Annotated in this window: 16 protein-coding genes and 2 pseudogenes; 10 read left to right on the top strand and 8 right to left on the bottom strand. The window is 71.6% G+C overall.

Translation table 11 applies throughout. From position 1 onward, the window contains the following. Positions 1-88 precede the first annotated feature (88 nt). Both ACGFIO_RS35225 and ACGFIO_RS35220 read left to right on the top strand, forming a co-directional pair. The gene (locus ACGFIO_RS35225; protein WP_392833315.1) at positions 89-1,219 is read left to right on the top strand and encodes an FAD-dependent oxidoreductase; all 1,131 of its coding nucleotides are present in this window, start codon (positions 89-91) and stop codon (positions 1,217-1,219) included. After that, a complete protein-coding gene (locus tag ACGFIO_RS35220; protein WP_392833312.1) occupies positions 1,216-1,782 on the top strand; it encodes an NADPH-dependent FMN reductase in 567 nt (188 codons plus the stop codon). Before ACGFIO_RS35225 ends, ACGFIO_RS35220 begins: the two co-directional genes overlap by 4 nt. Here ACGFIO_RS35220 and ACGFIO_RS35215 read toward each other — a convergent pair. Continuing rightward, positions 1,760-2,248: an XdhC family protein gene (locus ACGFIO_RS35215; RefSeq protein WP_392833310.1), complete on the bottom strand. Its 489-nt coding sequence runs from the start codon at positions 2,246-2,248 to the stop codon at positions 1,760-1,762. The genes ACGFIO_RS35220 and ACGFIO_RS35215 overlap by 23 nt on opposite strands. A gap of 115 nt (positions 2,249-2,363) precedes the next feature. Between ACGFIO_RS35215 and dusB the strand changes: the two genes are divergently transcribed. Further along, entirely contained in the window at positions 2,364-3,758 is a 1,395-nt protein-coding gene (gene dusB, locus ACGFIO_RS35210) for a tRNA dihydrouridine synthase DusB (protein WP_392833308.1), read from the top strand. 88 nt (positions 3,759-3,846) lie between these two features. Then, complete coding sequence (locus ACGFIO_RS35205; protein ID WP_392833305.1) at positions 3,847-5,151, top strand: DUF2786 domain-containing protein; 1,305 nt, start codon at positions 3,847-3,849, stop codon at positions 5,149-5,151. 105 nt (positions 5,152-5,256) lie between these two features. Here ACGFIO_RS35205 and ACGFIO_RS35200 read toward each other — a convergent pair whose 3' ends face one another. The 5 genes from ACGFIO_RS35200 to ACGFIO_RS35180 all read right to left on the bottom strand — a co-directional run bounded on the left by ACGFIO_RS35200 (position 5,257) and on the right by ACGFIO_RS35180 (position 8,180). Continuing rightward, positions 5,257-5,628, bottom strand: coding sequence for a hypothetical protein (locus ACGFIO_RS35200; protein WP_364320699.1), 372 nt, complete (start codon positions 5,626-5,628; stop codon positions 5,257-5,259). A gap of 27 nt (positions 5,629-5,655) precedes the next feature. Next, positions 5,656-6,141, bottom strand: coding sequence for a roadblock/LC7 domain-containing protein (locus tag ACGFIO_RS35195; RefSeq protein ID WP_392833303.1), 486 nt, complete (start codon positions 6,139-6,141; stop codon positions 5,656-5,658). A gap of 34 nt (positions 6,142-6,175) precedes the next feature. Continuing rightward, complete coding sequence (locus ACGFIO_RS35190) at positions 6,176-7,195, bottom strand: MarR family transcriptional regulator (protein ID WP_392833300.1); 1,020 nt, start codon at positions 7,193-7,195, stop codon at positions 6,176-6,178. Between the two features lie 29 nt (positions 7,196-7,224). After that, entirely contained in the window at positions 7,225-7,605 is a 381-nt protein-coding gene (locus ACGFIO_RS35185; protein WP_392833298.1) for a hypothetical protein, read from the bottom strand. Between the two features lie 131 nt (positions 7,606-7,736). Beyond that, positions 7,737-8,180 carry a DUF4388 domain-containing protein gene (locus ACGFIO_RS35180; protein WP_392833296.1) on the bottom strand — a complete coding sequence of 148 codons (444 nt, stop codon included), beginning with the start codon at positions 8,178-8,180 and terminating at the stop codon, positions 7,737-7,739. 157 nt (positions 8,181-8,337) lie between these two features. Between ACGFIO_RS35180 and ACGFIO_RS35175 the strand changes: the two genes are divergently transcribed. Continuing rightward, positions 8,338-8,700 carry a VOC family protein gene (locus tag ACGFIO_RS35175; protein ID WP_392833294.1) on the top strand — a complete coding sequence of 121 codons (363 nt, stop codon included), beginning with the start codon at positions 8,338-8,340 and terminating at the stop codon, positions 8,698-8,700. On the opposite strand, the gene ACGFIO_RS35170 is transcribed toward ACGFIO_RS35175, so the two are convergent. Further along, a complete protein-coding gene (locus tag ACGFIO_RS35170) occupies positions 8,694-10,229 on the bottom strand; it encodes a methyl-accepting chemotaxis protein (RefSeq protein ID WP_392833291.1) in 1,536 nt (511 codons plus the stop codon). The two genes, ACGFIO_RS35175 and ACGFIO_RS35170, sit on opposite strands and share 7 nt — an antisense overlap. Before the next feature lie 44 nt (positions 10,230-10,273). Here ACGFIO_RS35170 and ACGFIO_RS35165 point away from each other — a divergent pair, with 44 nt between their 5' ends. Then, on the top strand, positions 10,274-11,473 hold the full coding sequence (locus ACGFIO_RS35165) for a deoxyguanosinetriphosphate triphosphohydrolase (RefSeq protein WP_392833288.1): 1,200 nt from the start codon (positions 10,274-10,276) through the stop codon (positions 11,471-11,473). A 94-nt stretch (positions 11,474-11,567) separates the two neighbouring features. Here the strand turns inward: ACGFIO_RS35165 and ACGFIO_RS35160 are convergent, their stop codons facing one another. Further along, positions 11,568-12,815, bottom strand: coding sequence for a CynX/NimT family MFS transporter (locus ACGFIO_RS35160; RefSeq protein ID WP_392833285.1), 1,248 nt, complete (start codon positions 12,813-12,815; stop codon positions 11,568-11,570). 90 nt (positions 12,816-12,905) lie between these two features. Between ACGFIO_RS35160 and ACGFIO_RS35155 the strand changes: the two are divergent. The 4 genes and pseudogenes from ACGFIO_RS35155 to ACGFIO_RS35140 form a co-directional block, all read left to right on the top strand. Further along, a pseudogene (locus ACGFIO_RS35155) lies at positions 12,906-13,088 on the top strand (CHC2 zinc finger domain-containing protein); the annotation flags it as partial. Positions 13,089-13,586: 498 nt separating this feature from the next. Further along, a pseudogene (locus ACGFIO_RS35150) lies at positions 13,587-13,775 on the top strand (LAGLIDADG family homing endonuclease); the annotation flags it as partial. 129 nt (positions 13,776-13,904) lie between these two features. Continuing rightward, positions 13,905-15,746 carry a DNA primase gene (gene dnaG, locus ACGFIO_RS35145; protein WP_392833539.1) on the top strand — a complete coding sequence of 614 codons (1,842 nt, stop codon included), beginning with the start codon at positions 13,905-13,907 and terminating at the stop codon, positions 15,744-15,746. Positions 15,747-15,860: 114 nt separating this feature from the next. Beyond that, positions 15,861-16,382 (top strand): hypothetical protein, encoded by a 522-nt coding sequence (locus ACGFIO_RS35140; RefSeq protein WP_392833282.1) that lies wholly within the window; start codon positions 15,861-15,863, stop codon positions 16,380-16,382. Positions 16,383-16,442 lie beyond the last annotated feature (60 nt).

The following is a 16,442-nucleotide window of genomic DNA, read 5'->3' as shown; positions in this document are numbered from 1 at the left end:
TCTGGGGGCGGTAACGCCAGGGAATCACTGGCTTTTGGTTGGCCGTTTCGAACGTGTTCGTTACGAACGTATTCGTCAGGAGGTAGTCATGGAGAAGGTCACGATTGTGGGGGCGGGGCTGAGTGGGCTCGCGCTCGCGCGGGTGCTTCAGCGGCACGGGATCGCCGCCGAGATCTATGAGGCGGACGCCTCGGCGGCGGCCCGGACGCAGGGCGGCATGCTCGACATTCACGAGGAGAACGGGCAGGTCGGGCTGCGCGCGGCGGGGCTGATGGCCGAGTTCGAAGCGATCATCCACCGGGGCGGTCAGGCCGTCCGGGTCCTCGACCGGGACAACACGCTGCTGTTCAGCGAAAGCGACGACGAGACCGGCGGGCGGCCCGAGGTGGACCGGGGCGAGCTGCGGCGGATCCTGCTCGAATCGCTGCCCGACGGCACCATCCGGTGGGGCATGAAGGTCACGGGGGTGCGGGCGCTCGGCGGCGGGAAGCACGAGGTCTCGTTCGCGGATGGCACTCGCACCACGTCTGAGCTGCTGGTCGGCGCGGACGGCGCCTGGTCGCGGGTGCGGCCGCTGGTTTCCGGTGCTTCCCCCGCGTACACCGGCATCTCGTTCGTGGAGATCGACCACCACGAAGCCGACACCCGGCACCCGGGCCCGGCCCGCGTCGTGGGCGGGGGAATGCTCTTCGCCGTCGACCGGGGGCAAGGCTTTCTCGCTCACCGCGAGCCCGACGGCAGCCTGCACATCTACGCCGCGCTGACCAAGCCGGCGGGATGGATCGAAGACATCGACTTCACCGACCCGGCCGGCGCCAAGAAGCTGCTGATCGACGAGTTCGCCGGCTGGGCGCCGGAACTGCTCGCGCTGATCGCCGAGGGGGACGGCCCGCTGACCCCGCGGACCATCCACGCGCTGCCGATCGGGCACCGGTGGGATCCCGTGCCCGGCGTCACATTGTTGGGGGACGCGGCCCATCTGATGTCGCCGTTCGCGGGGGAGGGGGCCAACCTGGCGCTGCTCGACGGGGCGCGTCTGGGCGAGGCGATCGTCGCGCACCCGGATGACGTGGCGGCAGCGCTGGCCGCGTACGAGGAAGAAATGTTCTCGCGCAGCGAGCAGTCGGCCCGGGAGGCGGCGATGGGGCTGGACGCGGTCCTCGGCCCGTCCGCGCCGCACGGGCTGGTCGCGTTCTTCGCCTCCGGGGAGGGCGCGTGACCGCGATCGCGGTGATCCTGGCCAGCACCCGGCCCGGCCGCAGGGGCGAGGCGGTCGCGCGCTGGGTGCTCGACCAGGCCACGACCCGCGACGACGCGACCTTCGAGCTGGTCGACCTGGCCGAGCACCACCTGCCGGCGGTCGACGAGCCGTTCCCGCCCGCGCTCGGCCGCTACACGCTCGACCACACCCGGGCGTGGGCCGCCACGGTGGCGCGCTTCGACGGCTACGTCTTCGTCACGCCCGAGTACAACCACGCGATGCCCGGGACTTTGAAAAACGCCCTGGACCGGGTGTACGCCGAATGGAACTCGAAGTCGGCCGGTGTGGTCTCGTACGGTGTCGAGGGCGGCATCCGCGCGGCCGAGCAGCTCCGCCTGGTGCTGGGGGCGCTGCGGGTGGCCGACGTGGGGCCGCAGGTCGCCTTCAACGTCTTCACCGACTTCGAGGGGCCCGATCTCCGCCCGTCCGACCGTCATGCCGGCGCGCTCAGTGCGGTCCTGGACGACGTTGTGACCTGGGGCTCCGCCCTGGCGCCGCTCAGGTCCCGTTCTCGGGGCTGAACTCGAAGCCGCCGGGGCGGCCGTTGCGGTCGGCGATCAGGCCGGCCAGGATCGCCACAGCGATCTCGGGTGGGGTCCTGCTGCCGATGTTGAGGCCGGCCGGGCGGTGTACGCGGGCGATCTCCCCATCCGGTACGCCCAGATCGCGCAGCAGGGCCACGTGCGGGCCCTCGTGGTGGGGGTTGCCGAGGATCCCGATCCAGCGGGTACGCGCGGCCAGCGCCTCCTTGAGCAACTGGCCGATCTCGGGCCGGTGGTGGTCGGTCAGGATCACGTCGGTGTGCTCGTCCAGGCCGGCCGCGGCCAGGTCGTGAACCAGCTGGTCACCGTGCGGGCGGGCGACCGGCGGGACCTGCGCCGGGTCGGGCTCGACCAGGATCGAGTGGAAGCCCAGCTCCACCGCCAACCGCAGCATGAACTCCGACGTCGGGGTGTGGAAAACAGCCACGAGTTTGCGAGGGACCACACTGACACCCTTCCACAGCCACGTGGCAACCTTGAACGGTGACCGAGCACTCGTTGTCCCGCCATCCTCGCGGCTGCCGCCCCGGCCGGCCGTGTCTCGTGGGGCGGCCGCGCTCATGACGCTCGAGCTGGGCACGCATGCCGTGACGCCGCCGGTGGTGCTGGCGCCGATGGCGGGCATCACCAACGTCGCCTTCCGCCGGCTCTGCCGCGAGCAGGGCGGCGGGGTGTACGTGTGCGAGATGATCACCACGCGCGCGCTGGTCGAGCGGATCCCCAAGACGCTGAAGATGATCGCGTTCGCCGAGGACGAGTCGTTCCGCAGCCTGCAGCTCTACGGCGTCGACCCCGACGTCACCGCGGCCGCCGTGCGGATGATCGCCGACGAGGGCCTGGCCGACCACATCGACCTGAACTTCGGCTGCCCCGTGCCCAAGGTCACCCGGCGCGGCGGCGGTTCCGCGCTGCCGTGGCGGCGCAAACTCTTCGGCCGGATCGTCAAGCAGGCGGTCGAGGCGGCCGCTCCCGCCGGCATCCCGCTCACGATCAAAATGCGCAAGGGCATCGACGACAACCATCTGACGTACGTGGAAGCCGGCCTGATCGCCCAGGACGCCGGGGTGGCCGCCGTCGCCCTGCACGCCCGCACCGCCGAGCAGCGCTATTCCGGCAAGGCCGACTGGGAGGCGATCGCCACCCTGAAGCAGGCGCTTGATGTCCCGGTCCTCGGCAACGGCGACATCTGGGAGGCGAGCGACGCCCTCCGCATGGTCGAGCAGACCGGCTGTGACGGGGTGGTCGTCGGCCGTGGTTGCCTGGGCCGTCCGTGGTTGTTCGCCGACCTCGAGGCCGCCTTTACCGCGTCGGCCCCGGCTGCTCTTCCCGCTGCGTCGGGTGAGGCCGGTCTGGGGCGGGCCGACTCGGCCGGTCTGGGGCGGGCCGACTCGGCCGCTTTGGGGCGGGCCGACTTGGCGGCTTCGGGCGGGGCTGCTTTCGGCCGGGCCGATTTGGCGGCTTCGGGCGGGGCTGCTTTCGGCCGGGCCGATTTGGCGGCTTCGGGCGGGGCTGCTTTCGGCCGGGCCGATTTTGCTGCTTCGTCGGGCGAGCCTTTTGGTGCCGGCGTGCGTGGTCTGGCCGCGCCTGCCCCGACGCTGCCGTCGCTGGGCGAGGTCGCGAAGATCATGGCGCGGCACGCCGCGCTCCTCGTCGAGGCGCTGGAGGACGAGAAGCACGGTTGCGCCGACTTCCGCAAGCACGTGGCCTGGTATTTGAAGGGCTTCCCGATCGGCGGCGACCTGCGCCGCAGCCTGGCCATGATCTCGTCGCTGGCCGAGCTCGACGACCTGCTGGGCCGGCTCGACCCGTCCGAGCCGTTCCCGCGCGAGTCCCTCGGCCAGCCCCGCGGCCGGGTGAACGCGCCGGGCAAGGTGTCGCTGCCCTACGGCTGGCTGGACAGCCGCGACGACGACTCGGTGCCTGAGGGCGCCGAGATGGAGAACAGCGGCGGATGAGCAGGCTTCGGACCACGACGGTGGACGATCGGCGACCTACCACCGCTGGTCTGAGTGGTAGCTCTGGGCGGCACGGTGGTCCTGCGGAGTGGAGACGACGCTGAGCCCGGCACGCGAGACGGTGGCCGCGATTCTCGGCGGGTCCATCGGGTACGAGGCCGGGCTCGACCTGCTCACCGTCGGCCCGGTGACCGAGGTGGACGCCGCCCTGTGGACCACGATCGCCGACACGGTCGCGCGGCTCACCGACCACGGCTGGCAGCCGGCCGAACTGCACCGGGTGGTCGCCCGGCGCGGTGACCCGCACCAGGCCCGGCTGGTCGTCGACGCGCTCGCGGCCCGGCTGGCGTCGGTCCAGCCCACCAGCCCAAGCCCGTCGGATCAGGCGGGTGGTGCGCGTCGGTCGGATCAGGCGAGCGGTGGGCGTCGGTCGGACCAGGGGAGCGGTGGGCGTCGGTCGGACCAGGGGAGCGGTGGGCGTCGGTCGGATCAGGCTCGTGGCCGGGGTGGGCCGGAGCGGGTGGTCGATTCGCGGTGGTCGGAGCAGGCGCGTGAGCTGGGGGCCGAAGTGTGGTGGTCCGGGTCGGACGATCACCTGCGGGCGGCGGCGACGCGATGGCGGGTCGATCGGGTCGCGCTGCTCGACTCGGCGCTGGATATGTTACGTACGTTGCGGAGCCTTCCGGCGATCGAGGTGCTGATCCCACCGCCGGGGACGGTTGCGGCGCGGCCGGCCGGGGACGCCGACCCGCGGCTGCTGAACCGGGTTCGGGCGCTGCTCGCCAAGGCGGAGGCGACGGCGTTCCCGGCCGAGGCCGAGAGCTACACGGCGAAGGCCCAGGAGCTGATCGCCCGCTACAGCCTGGACGCCGCCCTCGCCGCGGCCGACGTCGCCGAGGTGGTTCCGTTCGCGCGGCGGATCGGTGTCGACCATCCCTACGAGAGTGAGAAGGCGTCGCTGCTCGACGCGGTCGCCCGGGCCAACCGCTGCCACACCGTGTGGTCGCCCGAGCTGGGCTTCAGCACGGTCTTCGGCTTCGACGCCGACCTGGCCGCCGCCGAGCTGGTCTACACATCGTTGCTGGTGCAGAGCCACCGGGCGATGATCGCGGCCGAACCCCGCACCGGCAAGGCGCGGATCAAGGCGTTCCGCCGCTCCTTCCTGATCTCCTACGCCGTCCGCATCGGCGAACGCCTGGAGTCGGTAACCGCCGCCGCGGCGGTCGAGGCCGGCACCAACGTCCTCCCGGTCCTGGCCTCCCGCGACGCCCAGGTCCGCGAAACGATGGACCGCGCCTTCCCGAAAACCGTCCGCGCCCGAGGTTTCCGCGTCGACAGCGACGAGGGCTGGCACTCCGGCCGCGAAGCCGCCGACCGCGCCAAGCTCACCTGACGGCGCGGAGGCCGGGACGGGAGGGACAAGGCGGCACGGCGCGGCGCGGCACCATACAGCACTCAACCAAAAGGAAGCGGGGAGGGCCGGTCCCCTCCCCGCCGGTCAGACGTCGAGATCGGCTTCGATCCGCTTGAGCTGGTGCCGGGCCATGGCCAGGTTGGACCGGTCCCGGCGCAGCGCCACGTAGAGGAACAGGCCCTTGCCGGAGCGGCTGGTCAGCGGCCGGATCAGGTGGTATTGCGTGTCGAGGGTGATCAGGATGTCCTCGATCTTCTCGGTCAGGTTGAGCATCTCCATCGCGCGGAGCTTGGCCCGTACGACGTCGGTGTTGCCCGCGGCCGCGACCGTCAGGTCGAGCTCCTTGCCGCCGCCCGCGGTGCCCAGGGCCATGCCGCTGGTGTGGTCCACGAGGGCGACGCCGATCGCGCCGTCGATGTCCATGATCTCTTTGAGTGCGGTGTCCATGTCGGGCATGGGAATTTCCTCCGTCTTGCTAAGGGGTCAGCCGGCGGCTTGCCGGTGCCGGATGCTGGTGGGCAGGGTGGCCATCGGGGTACGCCGGGCCAGCGGCGCCGACGGTCCGGGCTGGTGCGGGATGTCCGGCCGGGCGGGCCGGACGACGTCCAGGGTGAGCAGCGCGACCAGCCGCCGGACGCTGCGGCGGGCCTCCAGGTGGACCATCGCCAGGTTCGCGTTGCCGGTGGTCACGACCGTGAGCAGGGCGTCGGGGCCGGCGGCGTACGAGGTGATGTATCCGCCGTCGCACTGCACCACCGACTCGCGCAGCTCGCCATGGTCGACGGCGTGCGCGAAGCGGCGGGCCAGCGCCAGATGGGCGGCCGCCAGCGCGGCCAGACTGTCCGCCTCGATGCCCTGGGCGTCGTGCGCGACCACCATCCCGTCCGTGGTGGCGAGCACGCTTCCGGTCAGTTCCGGCAGCCTGTTCCGAAGATTGCCGAGCTCGTCGAGCACTGCCGGATTCACCATCCTCGGCCTCCTCTCTCGTTCGGTGGTGCGCGCGTCACCGCAGTGCCCGCAATGCGGTCCGGATGCGTTTCAGCAGGACCTCGTCGGCTCCGGCGGGCTCCGGAGGGGGTTCGCCGGCGAGGTCCTTGGGGAGCTTGGCGCCGGGTTTCCGGCGGGCCAGGCGCGGTGGGCGATAGACGGTGCCGTTGGTCACCGGATCACCCGTGTACGGGGGTTCCTCGATCGCCGTGGCGGTGCGTTGCCGGGTCACCACCGCGGGAGACAGTGGCGGGTCGTCCAGCGTTACCACCGGCCGGGTGGCCGGCGTCGCCGGTGCGCTGCCACGCGCACGTGGCAGGCGTACCCCCTCGGTCTTGTCGGTTTGAACAGGCCGTTCGATCAGGCCCAGCGCGGCCAGTCTCCGCAGCTCCTGGATGGTCGCGTAGCCGGCCCGGCCGAGCAGCTGGGCCAGATCGGCCGGCGTGCGCTGGCCGTCCGCGTGCACCAGCAGCTCCCACTGCAGGGCGGTGAGCGTGACCCGCTCCCGGGGCGCCCGCGGCACCGGGATGACCGGCGCCGCGTCGACCTTGCCGTGCGGGTAGATCTCGTCCAGCAGCCGGGCCCGCCGCCGCGCCTCCCGGTTGACCGCCGCGGCCTCGACCCGCACCACCGTGCCCAGCCAGTGCCCGGCGCCGGCCCGGAACTCGACCGGTGCGCTGGCCGGGGCGAGCGCGAAGTACGCGGCGTCGTAGATCGCCCCGAGCACGCACAACTCCAGCTCGCCCTGGGTCAGATGGCCCTGGTCGAGCAGCAGCCGGCCGACCCGCGCGCCGGCCGTACCCGCGTCCAGCGCCGCCTGCCAGGTGCGCCCGGCCAGCCGCCCGGACGCGGTCAGCAGCTCACCGACCCCGGGCGCGGCCGGCGACTCGGCGTAGACCACCGCGCCGTCGTGCAGGTAGACGGCACCCCCTGGAGAACCGCCGGGGTGGCCGTCGACCACCAGCGCTCCGGTCTGCCGCTCACCCGCGACCTGCGTGAGCAAGCGCCCGGGAGCCGCGGTCCTGGTGGGGCTCACGTCTATCCTTCCGGCCGAGGATGTACGGGTCAGGTGGCGACGAGCTCCGCCGCCAGGGTCTGCATGCGCCGCCGGGCCACCGCGAGGTTGCCGTGGATCCGGTCCAGCCACACGTACAGCACCAGGCGGCTGTCGAAGTCGGTCCGTACCAGCCGCAGCAGGTGGTACCCGCCCGCGGTGGTGATGATCAGGTCTTCCAGCAGGTCGTGCGGGACCGCCGAGACGAACAGGGATCGGCTCGTCGCGGCCTGGACCACGTCGGCCGTTCCGGCTGCCGCGGCCTCATGGTCGGAGTTGGGTGCGGCCCCGGTGGTGGCGACCGGGAACCCGGTGGTGTAGTCGACGATGCTCGCCCCGACCGCGCCGGGGATCGCCATGGCCTCCTGCAGGCAGTGCTCCACGCCGGGCACGTCTCTCCTCAGCGTTGTGTCCGTTCCTCCGATGACGGTCCGGCAGCCTCGCCGTCGCCGTCACCGTGGGCCATCCTGCGGGCACCGTGAGACGTGAAGTCGCACCCCGTGTGCGTCCTGTTCGGCCGGTTTCACGAAGCCTGGCCGACCGCGGCCCGGATCCGTTGCCGCGGCCCGGGATCCGCGGGGATGATGCCCAGCCAGTGCCGCTCGCCATCGACGAACCGCACGGTCGCGCCGTCACTGCGCAGCACCGCCCGGGTCGCCTCCCGGACGGCCGACGCCACGCGGCCGGCGAGCTCGTTCCGGCCCAGGTGCCCGTCCCGGATCAGGATCGGCCCGACCCGGCAGTCGAGGCTTCCTTCGGCGTACGCGGCCCGCCACGCCCCGGCGGCCAGCCGGCCCGACGACACCAGCCGCGCCCCGACGCCGGGGCAGGCCGGCGACTCGGCGTGCACGATCTGGCCGGCGAGGAGGAACAGCACCCCGCCGGGCGAGCCACCGACGTACAGGGCGCCGGACCGGCCGGCCCGGGCGAGCTGGTGCAGGACGCGCCGCAGGGACACGGAATCCACGTCGGCTCCTTGGGTAAACGGTGTTTCGAAGGCCGAAGGCATCGTGTTCGGCCATCGAGACTCGTCGCCGGACCGCCGGTGCGTTGTTCCGCGCGTAACCCGGCCGGTGATGGCGCGTAACATGATCGCCACCTTCGACAGGGCTGCAGGGGGATCTATGGGCGTTCGGTGGGAACAGATCGTGGTCGACTCGGAGGACCCGGCTCGGCTGGCCCGGTGGTGGGCCGAGGCGCTGGGCTATCGGATCGTGCACGAGGCGCCGGAGGAAGTGGAGATCCGGCGTACCCCCGACGAACTTCCCGGTCTGCTCTTCACTCCGGTGCCGGATGCCAAGACGGTGAAGAACCGGCTGCACATCGACCTGCGCCCGGAGGACCAGGAGTCCGAAGTGGAGCGGCTGGTCGACATGGGCGCCCGGCCGGTGGACATCGGGCAGAGCAACGTCGGCTGGGTGGTGCTGGCCGACCCCGAGGGCAACGAGTTCTGCGTGCTGTCGTCCCCCAAGAAGGACGCTCAGTAACGGAACTGGCCGATCAGGCCCTCCAGCTCACCGGCGGCCGAGCTGACCCGCTCGGCCGACGTGCGGGTGGTGTTGGCGTCCTCGGCGGTCGACTCGGACGAGCGGGTGATGTGCGCGACCGTGCCGCTGATCTCCTCCGCCGCCGCCGACACGTGACCGACGTTGCCGGTCATCAGCTCGGTGGTCGCCGACTGCTGCTCGACCGCCGCCGCGATGGTCCGCTGCCCGTCGTCGATGTGCTCGATGATCTCGGTGATGGTGGCGATGGCGGTGGCCGTACGCTCGGTCATCTCCTGAATCGCCCCGATCTTGGCGGTGATGTCGCTGGTCGCCTGCGCGGTCTCCTGGGCCAGGTCCTTCACCTCGGTGGCCACCACCGCGAAGCCCTTGCCCGCGTCACCGGCCCGGGCCGCCTCGATCGTCGCGTTCAGGGCCAGCAGGTTGGTCTGCTCGGCGATCTGGGTGATCAGCTTGACGATGTCGCCCACCTCGCCGCTGGCCGCGCTCAGCGCAGCCACCGCCGCCGCCGTCTCGGTGGCGTTCTCGGTCGCCCGGGACGTGGTCACCGCCGCGTCCGACGTCTGCCGGGCGATCTCCCGGATCGACTCGGCCAGCTCACCGGTCGCCGTGGTCATGTCGGTCACCGCCACCGACACCTGACGGGCGGCCGCGTCGGCGTTGCGGGCATGCGCCGACGTCTGCTCGGCCGACCCGTCCAGTTTCCCGGCCAGGCCGCGCAGGTCACCGCTGGCCGCGGTCAGGGCGGCCACGCTGTCCGCGGTCGCCGCGACCGTTGTACGGACCGCGCCCACCGCCTCGTTCAGCGCCTCGGCCATCTCCCCGAACTCGTCACGTTGCGTGACTTCGGCCCGGACTGTCAGGTCACGCTGCGCCATCGCCCGTAGTGCCTCCAGCATCCGGCGCATCGGCCGGCGGATCGCCCGGATGGTCAGCAACGCCGCCAGCACGTTGAGTACCACGCCGGCGGCCGTGCCACCGACCACGAACCAGGCCGCCTTGGTCGCCGACCGCCGGCCGTCCACGCCCGCCTCCCCGACCGCGGTCAGCATCGCGTCGTCGATCGCACCCAGATCCTTCTCCAGGGCCTCGAACTGGGTCAGGAAGCCGTCCAGCTGCGCCTTGTCGCCGGCCGCGATCTGCCGGGCGGTATCGCCGTAGGTGACCACGGCCGGACGGACCCGTGCGTATTCCGCGCGCAGGGACGCCGGGGCGCCGGCGGCCGCCGCGTCGAAGTTCGTCAGCATCGTGGTGGCATGCTCGTCCGCCTCGCCGGCCGCCGAATCCGTCCCGGTGTACATCGCCGTCATCACATCGGCCCGCAGACCGTCGTGCATCATGTCCGCGTTCCACTGATGGCTCATCGCGTCGCTGACCCGGGTGATCTGCCGCGCGGCCGCCGCCTGCCCGTTCGATCCCCAGGTGGCGGCCCCGGCGACCAGGAAGGCGGCGACGACACCGGCGATCGTCATCAGCAACAACCGGGCCACGATGGTCAGCTTGAGTCCCACAACTATTCAGTCGGCATGTCACGCCCGGCGCTTAGGCTGATCGCATGGATGGCGAGCGCTGGGCGCCGGAGCCGGCGAAAGACAGCGGGTACGGTCGCACCCAGTTCGAGCGTGACCGCGCTCGCGTGCTGCACTCGGCCGGGTTCCGCCGGCTCGCCACCAAGACCCAGGTGCACACGGCCGGGTCGGACGACTTTTTGCGTACCCGGCTGACCCATTCCCTCGAAGTCGCCCAGATCTCCCGCGAGATGGGCGCCCGCCTGGGCTGCGACCCCGACGTGGTCGACACCGCGGGCCTCGCGCACGACCTCGGCCATCCACCCTTCGGCCACAACGGTGAGAAGGCGCTCGACGAGGTCGCCCAGGCCTGCGGCGGCTTCGAGGGCAACGCGCAGACGCTGCGGGTGCTGACCCGGCTCGAGGCCAAGGTCCCCGGCGCCGGCCTCAACCTGACCCGGGCCTCGCTCGATGCCACCAGCAAATACCCCTGGCTACGCCAACCCGGAAACCACAAATTCGGGGTGTACGCCGATGACGTGCCGGTTTTCGAGTGGATCCGCCAGGGCGGCCCCGGTGGCGAGCGCCGTTGCCTCGAGGCCCAGGTGATGGACTGGGCCGACGACGTGGCCTACTCGGTCCACGACGTGGAGGACGGCGTACACGGCGGCTATATCACGCTGCGCCACCTGCTCGACGACGCCGACGAGCGGGCCGCCCTGGTCACCGACGTTGCCGAGGTCTACTCCTCGTCCCCGCCGGCCGAGCTGGCCGGCTCCCTCGACCTGCTGCTGGCCGACCCGGTGGTGACCGCGGCGGCCGACCATGACGGCACGTTCGGCAGCCAGATCGCCCTGAAGCGGATGACCAGCGTACTGACCGGCCGGTTCGTCGCCTCGGCGGTCGGCGCCACGATCAGCCGGCACGGCTCCGAGCGGATGCGCCGTTACGAGGCCGACCTCATCGTCCCGCGCACCGTCCGTAACCAGTGCGCCCTGCTCAAAGGCATGGCGTTGCGCTACGTGATGCGCCTCCGCGCCGCCGAGGACTGGTACGGACGCCAGCGCACCATCCTCAAGGATCTCGTGGCGGCCCTGTCCGAGCGGGCCCCCGACGGCCTCGACCCGGTCTTCGCCCCCCTCTGGAAGCAGGCCCCCGACGATCCCGCCCGCCTCCGCGTGATCATCGACCAGGTCGCGTCCCTGACCGACCACGCCGCCGTCGCCTGGCACCGCACCCTGGTCTGACCGCTCGCCGGCCGCCGTCTCGGTACGGCTTTCAGGCCGCCGTCTCAGTACGGCTTTCAGGCCGCGGTCTCGGTACGGCTTTCAGGCCGCCGTATCAGTACGGGTCTCGGGAAGCCGGCTCAGCACGGGCGAGTTCGTCCTCCACGAACGCCGGCCGGGCCAGCGTGATCGCCGGAATGGTCGCCGCGAGAGCGACAGCGAGCAGAAACAGCAGCGGCAGGGTCCACCCGCGGCTCGCGTCGTGCAGCAGCCCGACGAGCAGCGGACCGAGCGCGCCGAGCGCGTACGCGATCCCCTGGGCGAAGCCGCTCAGCGCGACAGTGCCCTCGTGGGTCCGGGTGCGATCGTTGATGAGCACGAGGCAGACCGGGAACAGGATCGACCCCGAGCCGATGAGCAGCACCCAGAGCAGGGTGAACGTCGCGGGCGCGAGCAGCAGGCCGAGGTAGCCGAGCGCGAAGCTCGCGACACCGGCGCCGATCAGCCCGCCGGCATTACCCAGCCGGGCCACGAGCAGCGGCGCGACGAGCGCGATGGGCGTGCTGACGATGCCGGTGACGGCGAGCAGCACACCGGCCTCGGTCGGCGTCGAGCCGGCGATGTCGCCGAGGATCTCGGGCAGCCACGCGAACGCCGCGTAGGTGCAGATCACGCTGGCCGAGAACACGACGGTGATCGACCGGGCCACGCGGGCCCGCCACAGCCGGGTGACCCGGGCGGGAGGCGGGGACCCGACGGCGGTGTCATCCGAGAGTCGCCGGCGGCGTTCCCGCGCGATGACGACGAGCCACGGAACGAGCGCGACCATCGAGGTCACCGACCACATGCCGAGCGAGAACCGCCAGCCCATCCGCTCGGCCACCGGAGCCGCGACCGCGGCCGGCGCGGCCGTGCTCACGCCCACGATGCCGACATAGACGGCGGTCAGCAGCGGAATCCGGTCGGGGAAGTAGCGCCGCACGATCGGCGGCAGCAGCACATTGCCGATGCCCGTGCCGGCGAGCGCGACGACACTGCCGGCGAGCAGCACCGCGAAGCCCGGTGCGAACGCGCGAACGACATGCCCGAGGGTCATGAGCAGCAGCGCGAGCACGATGCCGCCGCCGAGCCCGACGCTCCGGGCGACGCGCGGCGCGACGAACCCGGATGCCGCCAACAGGATCGGTGGCAACGTGCCGAGCAGCCCGACGCCGATGTCCGACATCGGGATGTCCGCCCGGATGTTGCCGAGGATCGGCGACATCGCCGCCACCGCCTGCCGCAGGGTGAGCGCGACGAGCACGATGCCCAGCAGCGCGGTCACGCGCCCGGCCCACAATGTAAGGACTGGGTGCCGTTGCATATCCTTACCCTAGTACGTGGCCGGGAGTCGGTGGCGGAGCCCACCGGACCCTCGTGGCGGTCGGCCGGGCCCGCGAGGCAGGATGTAGCGGTGGCCAGGGTCAAGGATGAGGACATCGCGCTGGTCCGCGACCGCACGTCGATCGCCGACATCATCAGCGAGACGGTGACGCTGAAGTCCGCGGGCGGAGGAAACCTGAAGGGCCTGTGCCCCTTCCACGACGAGAAGACCCCGTCCTTCACCGTCAGCCCCGCCCGCGGCGTCTACTTCTGCCTCGCGGGCGAGACGCGGGTGATCACGGATCAGGGCGTACGTGAGATCCGAGAGCTGGCCGGCGGCCGGCATCGCGTCATCACCACGCACGGCCGGTTCGCGGAGGCGCCGTTCCACTCGTTCGGCGAGCAGCCGCTGCTGCATCTCAAACTCTCGCGGAACGGGCAGAAGAAGACGATCCGCGCGACCGCCGAGCATCGGTGGTTCATCCGTGCGCGCACCACCAAGGGCGAGACGCGCGTCGAGCGCACCACCACCCAGCTCCGCGTCGGCGACCGCCTCGCCCACGTCTTCCCGCTGGCGCTGTGGAAGCGTGACGGTGGCCACCAGCGGAGCCTCTCACCATTCGGCGTGGCCCGGGGCATAGTCTTCGGCGACGGGACCCTGCTGGGCGAGGGCAGCGTCGCTTTCCTGTACGGCGGTAAAGACCGCGAGCTGCTCAAGTGGTTCCCGCTCAGCGACACGTACCAATCACCCGAGGGGTTGACCGTCGCGGGCATGCCGGCTTACTTCAAGACCGAGCTGCCACCTCTCACCGAGTCCCTGGCCTACCTCTACGGATGGCTGGCCGGCTATTTCGCCGCCGACGGTGACGTGGCCGCCGACGGCTGCATCTCGCTCAACTCGGCCAACCGGGAACATCTCGAGTACGTCCGTGACCTCTGCACCCGTATCGGTGTCGGCACCTATGGCATTCGCGAATACGCCCGGACGGGCTTCGCCGACGTCAAGCGTCCGAACGGGGAGATGGGCCACACCGGCCCGATCCACCGCCTGACCCTCATGAACAACGACTTGCCGGAGGAGTTCTTTCTCCTGAGCTCCCATCGCGACCGGTTCGCCAGCAACCGCAAGCGGGTTGAGCGACGCGGGTGGGTCGTCGAGGCGATCGAGGATCACGGCGAGGTCGAAGAGGTCTTCTGCCCGGTCGTCGACGGCACTCACGCCTTCGTGCTCGAGGACAACATCCTCACCGGCAACTGCCACGGCTGTGGCCAGGGCGGGGACGCGATCAAGTTTCTGATCGACGCGGAGCATCTGTCGTTCGTCGAGTCGATCGAGCGGCTGGCCGGGCGGGCCGGCATCCAGTTGCGGTACGAGGAGTCGGCGGCCGACAACCGGGGGGCGCCGCGGCCGCAGCCGGGGCAGAAGCAGCGCCTGATCGCCGCGCACGCCGCCGCCGCGCAGTTCTATCAGGAGCAGCTGACCACCCCCGGCGCGCGGATCGCCCGGGAGTTCCTGGCCCAGCGCGGCTTCGGGCGGGACGCGGCCGAGCGGTACGGCTGCGGGTTCGCCCCGGACGGCTGGGACCTGCTGACCAAGCACCTGCGGCAGAAGGGTTTCACGCAGGAGGAGCTGACCGCGGGCGGGCTGGCCAAGCCGGCCAAGTCGGGGTCGCTGATCGACCGGTTCCGGCGGCGGCTGGTCTGGCCGATCCGGGACCTGGCCGGCGACACGATCGGCTTCGGGGCGCGCAAGCTGTTCGACGACGACGACGGCCCCAAATACCTGAATACGCCCGAGTCGCCGCTCTACAAAAAGTCGCATGTGCTCTACGGCATCGACCACGCCAAGCGGGAGATCGCCAAGCAGTCGCAGGCGGTGATCGTCGAGGGCTACACCGACGTGATGGCCTGTCACGAGGCGGGCGTGCACACCGCGGTGGCCACCTGCGGCACCGCGTTCGGCACCGATCACATCGGGGTGCTGCGCCGGCTGCTGATGGACTCGGACAGCGTGGCCGGCGAGATCATCTACACCTTCGACGGCGACGCGGCCGGGCAGAAGGCCGCTCTGCGGGCGTTCGAGGAGGATCAGCGCTTCGTCGGGCGTACCTTCATCGCGGTCTCGCCGGACAACATGGACCCGTGCGAGTTGCGGCTGGCCAAGGGCGATCTGGCCGTGCGTGATCTGGTCGCGCGGCGGGAGCCGCTGGTCGACTTCGCGCTGCGGCAGATCCTGACCCGTTTCGATCTGGACACGGTCGAGGGGCGGGTCGAGGCGATGCGGCGTGCGGCACCCTTGGTTGCCAAGATCAAAGACCGGGAGAAGCGGCCGGAGTACGCGCGGAAGCTCGCCGGCGACCTCGGCATGGACCTCGACCCGGTGCTGCGGGCGGTGAACCACGCACAGCAGTCAGCCGAGCGGGCCGAGGCACCCGCGCAGCGGCAGGCGCCGGCCGTGGAGAGTCCGCAGCGCCTGGTCCAGCGGGAGGCGCTGAAGCTGGCCCTGCAATACCCGGTGCTGGCCGGGCCGATGTTCGACGCGCTGGGCACCGACACGTACGCCGATCCGGTCCTGCAGGCGATCCGGCAGGCGGTCGGCGAGGCCGGGGGCACGGCCACGGCGACCGGCGGCGCGGGCTGGATCGAGGCGGTCCGTGACCTGTGCGCCGACCTGAGCGGCAAGGCGCTGATCGGCGAGCTGTCGGTGGAGCCGCCCCGGGTGGACGGCGAGGTGGACCCGCAGTACGTGTCCACGGTGCTGGCCCGGCTGCAGGTGGGCGCGGTGGCGACCCGGATCCGGGACCTGAAGTCGAAGGTGCAGCGGATCAACCCGGTGGCCCACAAGGACGAATATCTTGCTCTGGCCGGTGAGCTGTTCTCGCTGGAGCAGCACGCGCGGGCGTTGCGGGAGCAGGCGGCGGGGGGATTGTGAGGCTTTTCGGGCGACCGCCCACGCGGGCGTTGCGGGAGCAGGCGGCGGGGGGATTGTGAGGCTTTTCGGGCGACCGCCCACGCGGGCGTTGCGGGAGCAAGCGGCGGGAGGACTGTGAAGCTTTTCGGACGACGGCCGAAACTGCCGGCGGCGTTGCGCCCGGCCCTGGAGCCGGACGAGCGGGTGCTGGCCTGGGCCGCCATCACGGACGACGCGGCGCTGGTCGCGACCAACCGGGGGCTGTGGCTGCCGGAACGCGGCCGGCTGGGTTGGCACGAGATCCACAAGGCGGCGTGGTCGGGCCGCGAGCTGCGGGTCATCCCGGCCGAGGTGGCCGAGGTCCGCGACGACTACGCGGTGCTGGTGGACGCGCCGCCGGTGACGTTCCTGCTGCTCGAGCCGGGGGAGTTGCCCGACCAGGTACGGACCAGGGTGACCCGGTCGGTGGCGTACACCACGCATCATCCGTTGTCGCCGGGCGGGGTGCGGGTGGTCGGCCGCCGGGTCAGCGGGGTGGACGGCCTGAGCTGGGCGGTGCGGTACGACTCGGGCACGCCGGTCGACGCCGAGCCGGTGATCGAGCTTACCGGCGAGCTGGTGCGCGCGGCGCAACAGGCCACCGCGCCACCGCCCTGAGCATGTCTCCGATGCACACAGGTCCCTGATGCATATTTGTGCTCAAAGCGCTTTGAGCAC

The sequence above is a fragment of the Actinoplanes sp. NPDC049265 genome (assembly GCF_043197135.1).
Taxonomy (GTDB): Bacteria; Actinomycetota; Actinomycetes; order Mycobacteriales; family Micromonosporaceae; genus Actinoplanes.
This window is presented reverse-complemented; position numbering and strand designations above follow the sequence as displayed.